The organism is Periweissella ghanensis, assembly GCF_918814755.1.
GTDB lineage: Bacteria > Bacillota > Bacilli > Lactobacillales > Lactobacillaceae > Periweissella > Periweissella ghanensis.
This window is the reverse complement of the sequence record NZ_CAKKNT010000008.1, coordinates 55009-69985: the sequence shown is the minus strand read 5'-3', so window position 1 is coordinate 69985 and position 14977 is coordinate 55009. Positions and strand designations below refer to the sequence as shown.

At 38.8% G+C, this 14977-nt stretch carries 12 protein-coding genes; 11 read left to right on the top strand and 1 reads right to left on the bottom strand.

Features of this window, described 5'->3' with window-relative positions; genetic code table 11:
* Positions 1–148 precede the first annotated feature (148 nt).
* Together LQZ76_RS04210 and LQZ76_RS04205 are read left to right on the top strand one after the other, a co-directional pair.
* Entirely contained in the window at positions 149–385 is a 237-nt protein-coding gene (locus tag LQZ76_RS04210) for a hypothetical protein (protein WP_230098515.1), read from the top strand.
* Between the two features lie 390 nt (positions 386–775).
* Positions 776–1687, top strand: a complete 912-nt coding sequence (locus LQZ76_RS04205) for a phosphatase PAP2 family protein (RefSeq protein ID WP_230098514.1) — start codon at positions 776–778, stop codon at positions 1685–1687.
* 138 nt (positions 1688–1825) lie between these two features.
* Here the strand turns inward: LQZ76_RS04205 and LQZ76_RS04200 are convergent, their stop codons facing one another.
* Entirely contained in the window at positions 1826–2761 is a 936-nt protein-coding gene (locus LQZ76_RS04200; protein WP_230098513.1) for a LacI family DNA-binding transcriptional regulator, read from the bottom strand.
* Between the two features lie 245 nt (positions 2762–3006).
* Here LQZ76_RS04200 and LQZ76_RS04195 point away from each other — a divergent pair, with 245 nt between their 5' ends.
* From LQZ76_RS04195 to cas2, 9 genes are all read left to right on the top strand, one after another.
* On the top strand, positions 3007–4026 hold the full coding sequence (locus LQZ76_RS04195) for an ADP-ribosylglycohydrolase family protein (protein ID WP_230098512.1): 1020 nt from the start codon (positions 3007–3009) through the stop codon (positions 4024–4026).
* A 22-nt stretch (positions 4027–4048) separates the two neighbouring features.
* Complete coding sequence (locus LQZ76_RS04190; RefSeq protein ID WP_230098511.1) at positions 4049–5419, top strand: cytosine permease; 1371 nt, start codon at positions 4049–4051, stop codon at positions 5417–5419.
* Positions 5420–5462: 43 nt separating this feature from the next.
* Positions 5463–5849 (top strand): PTS sugar transporter subunit IIA domain-containing protein, encoded by a 387-nt coding sequence (locus LQZ76_RS04185; RefSeq protein ID WP_230098510.1) that lies wholly within the window; start codon positions 5463–5465, stop codon positions 5847–5849.
* Positions 5850–6213: 364 nt separating this feature from the next.
* Entirely contained in the window at positions 6214–7245 is a 1032-nt protein-coding gene (locus tag LQZ76_RS04180; protein ID WP_230098509.1) for a LacI family DNA-binding transcriptional regulator, read from the top strand.
* Positions 7246–7437: 192 nt separating this feature from the next.
* Positions 7438–8475: a hypothetical protein gene (locus LQZ76_RS04175; protein WP_230098508.1), complete on the top strand. Its 1038-nt coding sequence runs from the start codon at positions 7438–7440 to the stop codon at positions 8473–8475.
* A gap of 108 nt (positions 8476–8583) precedes the next feature.
* Complete coding sequence (locus tag LQZ76_RS04170) at positions 8584–9228, top strand: HAD family hydrolase (RefSeq protein ID WP_230098507.1); 645 nt, start codon at positions 8584–8586, stop codon at positions 9226–9228.
* A 308-nt stretch (positions 9229–9536) separates the two neighbouring features.
* The gene (cas9, locus tag LQZ76_RS04165) at positions 9537–13562 is read left to right on the top strand and encodes a type II CRISPR RNA-guided endonuclease Cas9 (protein WP_230098506.1); all 4026 of its coding nucleotides are present in this window, start codon (positions 9537–9539) and stop codon (positions 13560–13562) included.
* A gap of 168 nt (positions 13563–13730) precedes the next feature.
* The gene (cas1, locus tag LQZ76_RS04160; protein ID WP_230098505.1) at positions 13731–14660 is read left to right on the top strand and encodes a type II CRISPR-associated endonuclease Cas1; all 930 of its coding nucleotides are present in this window, start codon (positions 13731–13733) and stop codon (positions 14658–14660) included.
* Positions 14661–14671: 11 nt separating this feature from the next.
* The gene (cas2, locus tag LQZ76_RS04155; protein WP_230098504.1) at positions 14672–14977 is read left to right on the top strand and encodes a CRISPR-associated endonuclease Cas2; all 306 of its coding nucleotides are present in this window, start codon (positions 14672–14674) and stop codon (positions 14975–14977) included.

The following is a 14977-nucleotide window of genomic DNA, read 5'->3' as shown; positions in this document are numbered from 1 at the left end:
CAATATTTAAAAATTAAAAAGGAAGAAACGGCTCAATTTTATTGACCGTTTTAGATCAATGTGGCTCAACTTTATTGACTATTTTTGGCTCAATTTAACTTGACGGCGACACCATTTATACATAATTAATTTCTGTTCAAAAATTCAAATGGAATTAGGTCTAACTGTGGCAACCCAAGCTATCAAGTGCTTAGGTGAATTTGATTATCAAGGTAATCCGCAAATTTGTTTCATTGTGAATTATCAAGCGGTGCAACCAATACTGACCGATAACACGTCGGCTCATACTACGCAGTGGGTTTCGTTTAATGAATTAGAACGGGCGCTAGATTATTTGCCAGCGCTTGTTGATAGTTTTTTTGAACAGTTCTTAGTTGCACAATAACTGGATTATTGCCGTGAATAGGTATGGATGAACAAGGGGTTGTGACATAACTCTTTTCAAGTACTAAATTGCTACCAAAGCGCGCTCCAGAAGTCCGATATATTCGAAATACGACAAAATCCTCTATGAAGAATTTTCTTCATAGAGGATTTTTAGTGTATTTCTCGATATCGCCCGACTTCTGTCACAGCTTTTTTTGCGTATATATACTTACAAGCATGTGGATAGGAAATACTAATTTGAAATTATCGAATGTCATATAATTCACGTTTATGATGGTAAAGCAAATAATTAAACTCTTTTTACAATAAAGTAACTATTTTTTACAATTCTTATACGATAATTAATTATTTTAATGTTAAGTTTAAATCATACGAAAGGAGACATATTATGTCGGATACTAATAAACGTAAGTTATTTCTAGGGGCAGCAATTATTTTTGTAATTTTGATGGCGGTGGCTACTTTTGGTGATTTAGCAATCAGTAATACGTTAATTGATTACAATAATATTTTTGGTGCTACCTTTCAGTCATTTGGTGAATTTCCATTGGCTTTGGTTTTTATTATTTCTGGTCAAATCGCAATGCATTATGCGGTGCGGAATTTTGACAATAAATTATTTGCAATCCCAACATTTATTGGTGGCTTAGGTTTATCATTATGGCAGTTACGGCAGTATCTTAAAGAAGCTGTTAGTTATGGCGTTTCATGGGCCACTAATTTAGCAGAACATAAACCAATTGGGTTGGCCAATAGTGATGCAGCAACGAAAGGTTTAAGTGCTCTCACAATGTTTATCCTTTGGATGATTATTTATTTGGTCATCACTCTTTTACTACAACTTTGGTTACGAACAAAAACGAATCGGCAAATTGAACAACTCTTACTTGTCGCGGTTTTCGCTAGTTTAGCTGTCTGGTTTGCTTTACAAGTTAATGGAGCCATGAAAGAATACTGGGGCCGCGTACGACCATATGAATTGAATAAAGCACAATCTGATTTCACATCGTGGTTGCACCCAAATGGGCCAAACGGGCATAAATCATTTCCATCAGGGCATACAATGGCTGGAACAACGTTTATTGTCTTATCATGGTTTGTTAGTGAAACTAAGCGTAAATATGTCTGGACCATGGGAATTGCTTATGGTGCAATCATGGGGCTTAGCCGTGTTATCATTGGTGCTCATTTCATGTCAGATGTTGTCTTTTCATTCTTCTTAACGGCACTAATCTATTTTGTAATGCGCGAGTTGTATCACCACGTTGTTGCACATACTGATAATGAATACTTAGGTTAAGTTAAACAAGCAAAACAGTAAGTTAAAAAAGTGCCAAAAGGCAGATATATCAAAATAAAACAATAAACCCCTTGAAGATGAAATCCTTCAAGGGGTTTATTTAGCATATTTCTCGTTAGCATCCAATTTACCGTAGATTTAATGGTCAAAGTGCATATCGAGAATTAAATTGGTGAACTGGCTAACGTTAGTAGTATTGGTAGGCTGGTTGATTAGCTGTAATATTTGCGCAGCCACCATTTGATAGTCGAGATGGATGGTGGTTGCAGTTTCATGGCAAGCAAACTCGGTCCAGTAGGCCCATTGTATGTGGTGGGGATAGTTAATCATAAATGCAGGCGGTGTTTGGCAGATTAATAATAAGGGCTTGCCGACTTGGATTTGAATATTGCGCACTTGTTTTTGTAATTCATGGATGTTGGTCGTGATATTAAGAATTCGTGGTGGTGATGCATAATTGGCCAAGACAAAGGCCGGTGTAATTTGAGCCGCTTGCTCGTGTGCAACCTGTGCAGATAGTAACAGGACGGGGAATAACCCATGTTGGTAGGCCCGATGGGTTAACTGGGTGATGGTGCTTGATAGATTAGAACGAATATTAATGATATTTGGGGATGTGGCCTGGGGACCATCAATCCAAATGACTGTATTATTTTGGGCAAAAACCAAAAGATCACCAAGCCACTTAGGCTGATAATCATAAACGATGAGATTCGTAATTGCTTCTCGGGTTATGAGGGCAATTATAGCTGCAAGTTGATCTGGATGGATGATGGGACAACTTGCTACCAAACGGTTATTGGCCGTTGCTTGCTTAATTAACGCGGCTAATAGTGGTTGCATGGTTGCTGCCGTATCAGTTGCATAGAGGACTGCGATTGTTTGGGATTTTTGTTGCCGCAAACTACGGGCAATGGGATTAATTTGATAATCTAAATCCGCAATGACGGCCAAAACACGTTGGCGAGTTGTAGTCGAAATTCGACCTTGGTGATTGATGACACGCGAAACGGTACTTGGTGCAACGCCAGCCAAAGTGGCAATATCATTAATTGAATAGTTAATTTTTGTCATTGCGAATCCTTTCTTAAGCTGAATTGGCTGCGCAATCGTTTGCGCACCCTCAGATTAGCCATTCTAAAGGGGGAAGTCAAGTTTAGTAAAAATATTCTTCAACAAAGCGGGGCTTTTCGTTTAAGAATATTTGCTTGTTTAATTGTGATAAAAATCAGGCCTTGGCGATTATCATAATTACGCCTACGCTACAAGTAGGAAGAGATATTTTGAAAAATTGAAATATATTAATGGAGGTTGGCACAATGCGTAATTTAGATAAAATGTTAGGCACTTTGTATGGACAAGCCGTCGGTAGCGCGATGGCTATGCCCACAACAGGATGGTCACGTGAACGAATCCTAAAAGAATTTCCGTTACCGATTACTGATTTCATGGATGGCCCGCTAACTAATATGCGTGTCAAAGATTATCATCGGGGGCAGTATACCGTTGGCTTACAACAAGCCTTAGTCGTAATTCAAACGCTACATGCTACTCATTGGGAATATGATCAAGTCCAGGTGGCGCAACATCTTTTAGACTGGGCACGGCGGATTAAAGCATATGAGAAAGCAACCCTTGATGAAACAAGTAAAACAGCGTTACGGCTATTTGCGGGTGATAAAGATATTACGCGAATAACCCAAACAGCGATGGATAATGGTGCAGTTGGTCGGATGCCATTAATTGGGGCATTATATACACCGGCTGAAAAAATGGCCTTAGTTGAAATGGTGTATCAAGTTTCAAAAATAACACATGAAACTGACGTAACAATTGCTGGTGGCGGCCTAATTGCCGGTGCAGTTGCTGCCGCAGTTGCGGATTACGATTGGGAGCAAATAATTGAATTTGCGTTAGTGATTAGTGAATTGGGGGAAAGTCTTGGCGCACCAACATATTCCGCCCGTGTAAAGCAACGGGTACGGTTGGGGGTGCATATTGCCAAACAGTTTAAAGAGCAGCCAACTGGCTTTGGACGTGCAATTTATGAATTAGTTGGTACAGGTGAGTTAGTTAGTGAAAGTGTCGCGGCTGCCTTAGTAATTGCATATTATACGCGCGATGTTAAAAAGTGTGCAGTGCTGTGTGCCAATATTGGTGGTGATACCGATATGATTGGTGCGTTAGCAACTGCTATTTGTGGGGCTAAAAATGGTTGGCAATCAATTCCTAAGGATTGGTGTAGTTTAATTGATCGGCAAAATCCACCGCAAGATTTAAAAGGCATTGGCCAACAGATGTTGACGTTTCAATCAATGCGCACAAGTCAGCAACCGTAAGTCATAAAAAGGAGGTTACAAGATGAATGAGCACAGTAACAGTAGCGCTGTTAATCAAGCTGCAGAACTACAACGTGAAACCGTTCCGGAAGATTTAGCTTATCAAATTGTGATGGCAAAAGTTGGCATAATGGGGATTGTGATTGGGATATTGATTACCGGTTATCATCTATCCTTTCTGCAAGTATTATTAGGCGCAGTGATTAGTTCTTTTGGCTTTGTTATACCAGCGTGGATGGCCGCACTTGGTCAAAAAACAGGCCTGGCTAGCTTAACTATGAGTCGAGCAACTTTTGGGATATTTGGTAATCGGGTTTCAAATTTTTTTGCGTGGGTTAATGCTTTTGGATGGGGAATAATCCAAGTTATGCTGTGTTGTTGGCTAATTACCGCAATTATTACCCGTGGGAGTATGGCTGCTAATCCATGGGGACTAGGAACCGGTACGATTATCACATTAGCCCTAGTTGGCTTATTAATGTGGCGTGGAGAAAATTGGAATCACGATATTCGGGTTTGGTTACATGGCTTATTTATTATTTTGAGTCTAGTTGTGGCTGCTTTTGGATTTAGTGTCATCAATTGGCACGCGATTATGCAAACGACAAGTACTGATTGGCTAATCAATTGGGTGCCGGCGGTGATGTTAGCAACGGTGGCAACTAGTCTGATTAGTACCATGGAAGCTGGTAACTGGGGACAAAGGATCAAAAAAGGGGCTTATCGAAATAGCACCTTAGTAGCGACTTTAATTGGTGGAAGTTTGCCAACATATTTGCTAATTATAGTCGGGATTTTATTAGGTTATGGGATACCAGGGTTAATTGATAAACAGCTACCATTTATGGCAATTTATCGATTACTACCAGGTTGGCTTAATAATTTATATTACGTTGTTGCGGCCGTTATTTTATGTTTACATGCGATGCGAGCGTTTCACCATGCAGTCCATTTAGCAGCGCCACTTGGGCAACAAGTACAGGTTAGTAACATACAATTGAAGCTGGGACACTTTATTATATTGGGGGTATGTTCCGCGGTCATCATTACTTTACCTATTAATTTTTTTATTGAGTTGCGAGTGTGGTTAAGTACATTGGGAATGATAATTTTCAGTTGGTTTGGCGTGTTTTTAGCTGATTACCTCTTAAATCATCGGACCGGCTATGACGAACATGCCATTTCCTTGACAAGCGATGAACACTATCACTGGGAGGGAATTATTGCATGGGGCCTTGCGGTCATTGTGGGGATGTTAACGACGGACAATAGCCTCTGGCACGGACCATGGGCACATGGGATTTTTGCTCAAGTTGGTAGTGGAGTTGCCTTAGCTGGTATTATTGGCTTTGTGATGATCTTAATCTTTAAGATAATTCCCTTAAAGCAATAGGTTTAATGAGTAATTAAAAATTTAAAGCGAGGAGAAGTGAAAAATGCAAATAATTGTGACCGGATACGGAAATTTTGCTAGTGGTATCGTTAGTAGTGCTAAAGCAATTGCAGGTGACTTAGTGCATATTCAAGTCGTTGACTACGTTGCACCAATGGATGCCAAAGCATTAGCTCATCGTTTTCATATTTTATTAAAGCATGATCTACGAACGGTCTTCTTTTGTGATATTGTTGGTGGCATTCCATTTCGCCAGGCAGTGTTGGCTAAAGGCTTACCAAATGCTGATATAACCGTGATGGCGGGTGGTAATATTAGCGGACTATTAGCAATTGCTTGGCGCCATGATATTAATGGTTATTTAAATACGGAGAGCTTGGCTAAAGCCTTAGTGAGTGCCAGTGAGGCAGGTTTACGAATTGATGAGTAGCGTAGATTATAGTAAGTAAACATTAATAATAGATATAAAAAACGCTGAATATGTTGGAAAGTTTAGAGACTGATTATTTAGCGTTTTTTGCTATTAAAAATTACTTTTAAAGTATCCGAAAGCTGAATTTAGCTACTTAAACTAAAATTTTAGCTGATTTATGTGGCTTTTTAAGCAAATTTACATAGAAAAAATAAAATAAACGTAAATATTTTTCAAAAAAACAAGGGATTTATATGTATTTAATTGTAAAATAACCTATAATAGGAGCTAACTAGCATAGCGTATCAATAAACATCATGAGTAATGGTTACTAACGAATGCGCTGTGGCAAAATTTGTCCATATGAAATGTGAGTAAGCCTATGCCTGATAACGAATACAATAAAATTCCGAATGCCCCAGTTACAATCCAAGATATTGCTAATTTAGCAGATGTCTCGATTGCGACCGTTTCGCGGTATTTACATGGGCATTTAAATCGAATGTCAGCAGAAACGGCCGAACGAATTGGGCGTATTATTAAAGAAAATAATTACGTACCCAATAAAGTAGCGCAGAATTTAAAGCAAAAGACATCCAGCACAATTGGAATAATGGTGGCTAATGTGGATGATAGCTTTTCAGTTGAGCTCTATAAAGGGGCAGAAGAATATTTATTTAGTGTTGGGTACGAATTAGTATTGATAAATAGTAATGGTGATGTTGATCGTGAACAGCAATTACTCACTGAAATGCGCAATCGACAATTAGCGGGCTTGTTAGTGCAACCTGTTCAAAATAAATTACATGATTTTACAGCACTTAAAGACTTAGGCTTACCAGTAATGATTTTAGATCGGCACTTTGATGAACCATACTGGCCGGTAATTGAATCAAATAATGAAGAGATTAGTCAACAATTAGGGCAATTAATTGTCGATAAAGGGTATGAGGAAGTCATTATTTTAACTGAAACGGTTGCTGCAACGACATCTCGGCAACTACGAGTTAAAGGAATTCAGGAGCAAGTCGAAGCAGCCGGATTAATAACCCACATCATTGAAGTTGATGAAAATCACTTTGATGGGGATGCCGTGCACAACCGCATTGGTGAATTAACTAATCATCGCCAAATTAAAACGGCCATTGTTGCCTTAAAGGAGCCACTCCTTTTACAATTAGTTGGCTTGAAAATTCGTAAAAACGTTAAATATCCCCAACAAATTGGGATTGTTGGGTTTGCAGATACCCCAATGATTAATATTTTGGATCCGGATTTAACCTTAGTCCGGCAAAATCCAATGGAAATGGGTCGGATGAGTGCCAAAATGTTAGTCGCCCAAATTAAAAATGATGATCTACCTGCTGATATTGTGCATATAAAAGCGGAAATTATCGAAGGAACGTCACTATAATAAAATGTAACGAGCTTAAATTAAGTTCGTTTTTTTTTCGCCAAAAATAATGGATAAATCAGTTATCAAATTTTTATATTACAATTTTATTTCTTTGAGTTTGTTGATAACACCAAGGATACAGAAAATGTTACGATATTTTTTGTCGCGGCGGCATACCGCATAAAAATAGTAGAAAATAAAGGTGTAAAAATGCTTGATAAACAACTATATAAACAATTTATGACGCCATATTTAATGGATAGTCGCCGTCAACGAAAGTTAGTCATGGGCTTGAATTTATCAATGTTGATGATTAATGAATATTTAGGGCAATTTCGGCCGGAAAATTTTCCAATTACCATCGCCGTAACTTTTGACGATATTTTTGCAGGCTTAACGCCTAATGAAATGATGCTTAAACTTAAAATGATGGCAGCTAAGTTAAGTCAACAACATCCGGAAAATAATTTATTCATTAAAATATCCCATTTTTTAGCAAGCTTTGATGTTGCTGAAGTTGGGATGGCAGATTTATTGTTAAGTTGTATCGATTGCATTGATATGTTGACAATTGATGATGATTTAATGACAACGTTACAAAGTTGGTATGATACGTATGTTAGCCATGCATATGATGATAAGCAAGTGCAAGCAAATTACGTACCAATGCCGGTGATTGATCAATTATTGAATTATTATGAAATTCAAGATCAGGCCAATATTTATACGGAAAATGTTGGTAATGGGACCGTGCCACTATTAATTGGTGGCCATGCAAGTAAGTATGTCGAGATGGCACAAACGGATTTTGTAACACGGTTATTTGGGGCGATTTATCAATTTATTAATTGTGTACCCAGCAAGCGTATTAATCAGAATTGTGCGTATCTCGATCAAGAAGTGCGCCAACATGGGTGTGACTTGGCAATTGTCAATTTAGGTGTATTTAATACCTTTGAACATACAACTGAAAACGAATATATTCCGACACGGGAGGCAACGGCCTTTAGTATTCGTAATTTACAAGCTATTTTAAATAGCTATGGTCAAGCCGCAATTATTGGGAATGCCGATGCATTGAAGCAAATTAAATGGGATAATGGTTCCCTTGAAGCGGCATTAGCAGGTGGGTTTATCGAAACAATGATCGTTTTAAAAGCTGATGCTAGTCAAATGATGCCAAAAGATGTCACAATTTTCTTCCTTAATATGGCATATGCCCCATATCCTAAAAACATCAGTCAGTAGCATTCATGTTATGATAGCAATAGGATCCAGACCAGTAGGCTATTAACCACTTGTCTTGCTAAGAGGGGTTTGGTATATTATTAATAAAGTCTAGAGGGAGATTAAATGATGGACAATTATTTTTTTGATTTTGATGGGACTTTGGCTGACTCCGGCCAGACGGCGATTGTAGCCACGCAAGCAGCCTTTCGTGATTATGATTTAGTCGTCCCAGATGAAAACACCATCGCTTATTTTATGGGTGTGCCAATTGAAGTATCTTTCAAAAAGATGGCCCCAGAAGTTGAATTTAGTGATTATGAATTCAATGAGCTATTGGCAATTTTTCGGTCATATTACAAGCAAATGGAAAATAGTAATTTGACGTTATTTCCACACATCAGTAAAGTTTTAAAGCAGTTACACGAAGAAGGTAAGCAGTTGTTTGTTGTGTCAAGTAAGCACTCAGCTGCCTTACAACGTAACTTAGAACAATTAGAAATTGATCAGTACTTTAAAGCCGTCTTGGGATCAGACCAAGTCAAAAAATTTAAACCAGCCCCAGATGGTTTATTGTACCTTATTAAGAAATACCAGCTTGATCCAAGTAAATCCGTTATGATTGGGGATGCCATTTTTGATTTACAAATGGGAAAATCTGCCGGTGTAGCGACCTGTGCAGTAACTTGGGGCACGCATCGTAAAAAGGAATTATTGGCTGAAGAGCCGACATTTGTCGTTTCTAAACCTAAGCAACTCTTGAAAATTGATTAGCAAAGGCTCGTTGTCATTTGACAGCGAGCTTTTTTATTTTAGCGTTGTCCAATTAATCTGGTCACTTATTAGTAATTCAATGACTACCATGACTATCATGGCTAATTAACAATCTACGAGGACCTCGATTGAATTGAAAAATCCGATTGAGGTATTTTTTAGTTGGTTACAACAGGACAAGACACTAACTTTTAAAAATATTAACGACTAATATTAATTAATGTTTGTTTTAATTCTAAATAAAAGTATAATTTTATTAAATAAATATATATTTATTTCTTATAAAACAATAAAAAGGAGTGTTTGCGATGGGGTACAATGTTGGTCTTGATATTGGGGTTGGTTCAGTTGGATGGTCGGTAGTTGATGATCAGAATCGTTTGATGCGTAAAAAAGGAAAAAATCTTATTGGGGTACGGTTGTTTGAACCTGCTGATACCGCAGCACAACGCCGGACCTATCGAACGACGCGGCGACGCTTAGCGCGGCGACACTGGCGTTTAGGATTACTAAACGAAATCTTTGCCCCTGCGTTAGCCCAAATTGGTGATGCGGAATTTTTACACCGTTTACAATATTCATGGATTCATCCCGATGATGCTGTGAATCACGATAATTGGCATCAAGGATCATTATTTGGCAATAATCTCGCGGATAAGGCATTTTACCAAAAATATCCAACGATTTATCACTTGCGCGCGGCCTTGATGCAAGATTCAACCCAACATGATTTGCGTGAAGTGTACTTGGCAATTCACCACCTGATGAAGTATCGCGGGAATTTCTTGATGAGCACCGCAAAATTAAATTTGGCGGCGGTCTTTGATGTACAAGCTTTTGGGGATGCCTTACAATTGCTTGATCCTGAATATACGATTAATAATTCTGAGCAATTAGTAGGACGGTTAGTTGATACTAAACTGAGTCGTACTGGTCGCGTGGAAGCTGCCCGTGAATTTGTAAATATCGATAAACGAGTCGCTAAAGAAATTTTTAGTGCCTTAGTCGGCTTAAATGTTAATGCTGCGAATTTGTTTGAACAAGAAGTAGTCGGGGATGAAGCGAAGCTCTGGAAATTTAACATGAATGACGTCGATATCGATGACAAATTAAGCCTTGTGAGTGATTTGTTAGGGGATGCCGATTTAAGTAGTTTCTTGTACAGTTTAAAGGATGCCTTTGATGGGTTAACCTTACAAATGCTTTTAAAAGGACAATCATCTTTATCAGCCGCTATGGTTGCCGGATATGAAACGCACAAGCAAAATTGGGCATACATTAAAACCCATGGCCGTACACGTGAAAATAAAGCTGCGGTCAATGCTGCCTATAAACAACTATTAAGTGATAACCCGGATGAACATGCTAAAGGGCTTAAAGCTATGTTGGCAACACTTGATGGCATTATTCCAACCGATGTATTAGCTAGCTTTGAACTTGCTGACAATAGTGATAATTTCTTACCCCGGCAACGGACAAAAGCGAATGGCACGATTCCAGTTCAGTTACACGCCGAAGAGTTAGCTAGAATTATTGCTAACCAAAGTCAATATTACCCATTTTTGAAAGCCACATATGTTGATGAAAATGGCGATGCGCAAAATAAATTAATGGGCTTACTTAAGTTTCGGGTGCCATATTACGTGGGGCCAATGGTTGTTGGCCAAAACGCTAAAGGTCGTGACCAAGCTAATCACTGGATGGTTCGTAAGACGGATGCCACGATTACGCCATGGAACTTTAAGCAAGTTATAGATACTGACGAATCAGCTAAGAAGTTCATTAATGCGATGATTAGTACTGATACGTATTTATTTGGCGAACCCGCGTTAGCTAAGCACACGCCCACGTATGAAAAGTACAATGTCTTACAAGAGCTGAATAATGTTCGTTTGGATGGTAAGCGCCTGGATGTTAGTTTCAAACAAGCCATCTTTGATGAAGTCTTTACGGAAAATAGTAAAGTTAAATTAACCGATGTCGCAGCTTTCTTAATGAGTAAATATGGTGTTAAGGGTGAATTATCGGGCTTAGCGAATAGTGAAAATAAGTTTAATGCTAACCTCACTTCATATCATTACCTCAAGAAAATTTTGGGTGCCGCATTTGTAGCTGATCCCAATAATGCCCAAACATTAGATGAAATTGTGACGTTACAAACCGTCTTTGAAGACGCGGAAATCTTAACCCGCCAATTACACCAACTAAAAAACTTAACTGATGCACAAGTTAACAAATTAGCCCGTAAGCACTTTACTGGTTGGGGTAACTTATCAGCTAAACTATTGCAGACTCCATTTATTAAGACAAGTAATAGAGATTTAAATAAATCATCGATTTTAGATTTATTGTATACGTCCCGGAGCAACTTGATGGAAATCATGAATGATGATTGCTACGGTGTTCAAGATTGGTTGACAGCCGAAAATATGGCCCAAACCGGACAGACGTCAATTGATGATTTGATTGCTGAGTTAGCTGGACCACGCGATATTAAACGCGCTATTAAGCAATCATTTAATATTTTGTTGGACATTCAACGAGTCATGGGTGGTGAGGCACCAAGTAACATTTTCTTGGAATTTGCTCGTGACACCCAAGCGTCGCGCCAAACTAATAGTCGCTATAATGCGTTAAAACGCTTGTACGATGCACCGGAATTGAAAAAGACGTTTAAAAAGATTGTTGCTGAATTCAAGGAAGAAACCAAAGAAACCATTCAAAATGATCGGATCTTCTTGTACTACACCCAAATGGGGTTGGATTTCTATACTGGGGAAGAACTTAAGTTGCATCAATTGCACAACTATGACGTTGATCATATTATTCCCCAAGCCTTTACCAAGGATAATTCATTGGATAACCGAGTCTTAGTTAACCGGGCCGCCAATAATCGCAAGAGTAATGGAACTATTGATCGGGCCATTATTGAAAATTGTCAAGGTATCTGGTACCAAGCCTTTAAGCACAATTTGATTACCGAAAAGAAACTTAAGCGTTTAACCCACCAACAAGACTGGATGGAACAAGCCCCTAACTTTATTGCACGGCAATTAGTTGAAACCCGCCAAATTATTAAAAATGTGGCGGTCTTAGCTAAGCAACTGTTCCCAAGTTATACGACAACGGTCCAAGCGGTACGGGCAGAAATGACGAGCGATATGCGTAAGCGCCTCGGCATTATGAAGAATCGGGATGTAAATGATTATCATCATGCTTTTGATTCATTATTGATGATGACAGTCGGGTTATTCATGCAACGTCGCGGCATTATGCAAGCTGGTAAGGTAAGTGATAATGCTGGGAATGAATTTAATTTGTATGCTAAGCAATATTTAGCACGCTTACGCCAACAAGCGGCCGATACACACCGTCAAATTAAGCCCTATGGTTTTGTGATTGATGCAATGTTCTCAGACGATGCTAAGAAACGTATTAACGGGGATGGCGAGATTGTGTTTGATAATGTCACCGACGTAGCTTATTTACGTCAAGTGTTAGCATATAAGAAAATCTTACTCACTCGGCCAACGCGGATTGGGAGTGGTCAGTTGTACAAAGAAACGCAATTCCCTAATCCCCAAAATGATGTAAAAGCTCGGGGAAGTTTAATTCCGGTTAAAGGTAATAAAGCGACCGCATACTATGGTGGTTTTTCTGCTTCAAATTCAGCCTATATGACACTGGTCCGGGTTGAAGGTAAGAAAGATGCCAAAAACGTCTTAGTTAAGATTCCCATGAGTGTCCATAAATTAATCGAATCTGGTCAAATGACGGTTGAACGCTATATTCGCGATATTAAGCAAGTTAAAGACTTCGCGCGGATTTTAATGCCAGTCGTCAAGTTAGATCAATTAGTGATTGATCATGGTGAATTGGTTTATTTAACGACTTCTGAGTTTAGACATAGTGCTGAAAGTTTGTGGCTACCAATAAGTCTTGCCAATGAGGTTAAGCATATCCTGAATAGTGAGGGAGTGGAACGCACGGAATTATTGACATTGTTTGATGCAATGACTAATGAACATGTGCAAAAGCGGATGCCAATATATGCAGAACATTTACAACGGCTTCAAGGATTACGAGAACAATTTATTGATTTAGAAGTGAATGTACAACAAGACTTTTTAATTGATTTAATGTACGTGTTACAAAATAATGCTGGTTTTAGAAAGGCTATTAAAAAATATTTCAAAAAAGAAAAGGATTGGCCGAATTTACAAACGCAAGATAATGGGAATGGTGGAATTAAATTATTAGATGATGCTGAATTTATCTATCAATCACCAACTGGACTTTATGAAAAACGAATTTGTTTACGAGAGTTAATCTAAGCAAAAACAACCCCCGCAAACTAAATTGCGGGGGTTGTTTTTTATGTAAGTGGTCTTAAGACCGAATGTAAACATTCTAGGAAGCTTGGCCGCAGCCTTGCGTTACTTTAATTCTGTATGTCAGATTAATCAGTTCGAAAATTAATCTTGCTAGGGGGATCAATCCCTATGAATAATATAATACATCAATTAGGAGAAAATGCAATGGGATGGCGCACATTAATTATCACCAAACATTCAAAAGTTTCATTTGCCGCTGGTCAAGTCCTTGTTAAGACCGTTAATGAAACCTATCAGATTCCACTAAGTGACATTAATATTTTATTGATTGAAAGTACGCAAGCGGTGTTAACGTCCTTTGTGGTTCAAAAATTAATCAAAAATGATGTCCGAATAATTTTCTGTGACGAGAATTATCTGCCGGTAGGTGAAATTGCCGGCTATTACAGTCATAATAAGCGTGTTCGGAATCTCGAACAGCAAGTTAATTGGTCACAAGCACGCAAGGAACAGTTGTGGCAACGGTTAATAACCTTAAAAATGCTCGGACAACAACAAGTCTTGGCTGAATTAGGGTTAGACAAGGATGATGCCTTAACGCCGCATATCTTACAAGTGCTAGTCGGTGATTCGAGTAATCGTGAAGCAGTTGTTGCACGGCTATATTTCACCCGTCTATTCGGCAAAGGTTTCTCACGGCGCGATGATAGTAATCCGATTAACGCCCATTTAAACTATGGCTATCAAATTATTTTAGCCGCTACAGCCCGAGAAATTCAGGCCGCCGGTTACTTAACAGAATTTGGCATTCATCATCAGAGTTATGAAAATGCTTTGAATCTAGCTTCAGATATGATGGAACCATTGCGGCCAATTATTGACCGTGTGACATGGCGCTTTATTAAGCGTGCAGAATTAGATTTTTCGCCGGAGCGCCGCTTGGAATTAGTTGATGTCTTGAATTTTAATGTTCGGTTTAAAGGGCATGAAACCTTAGTAACGGGAGTAATCAGTGAAGTCTTACGGGATAGTTTACAGTTTTTAAATTATCGCGGGGATGACCAACCAACCTTACCAGAATGGAAGTTAGAAATATGAGGTATCGGGTGATGCGTTTAATAGTAATGTTTGATTTACCAGTTGAAACGGCACAAATGCGACGGGCTTATCGAATTTTCCGCAAGGCTCTAATTAACGAGGGTTTTATTATGATGCAAGAATCGATTTACACGCGGATTACGCTTAATCGCAAAGCCGCTGAGTTATTGGAAGAACGCCTAATTAAAAAGCTACCCAATACGGGATTGATTCAGACACTGGTGGTGACTGAAGCCCAATTCAGCAGTATGCATTTTCTAATCGGGGCACCATCAGAAGATATTCGTAATAAACCTGATCGCGTGGTGGTAATATGA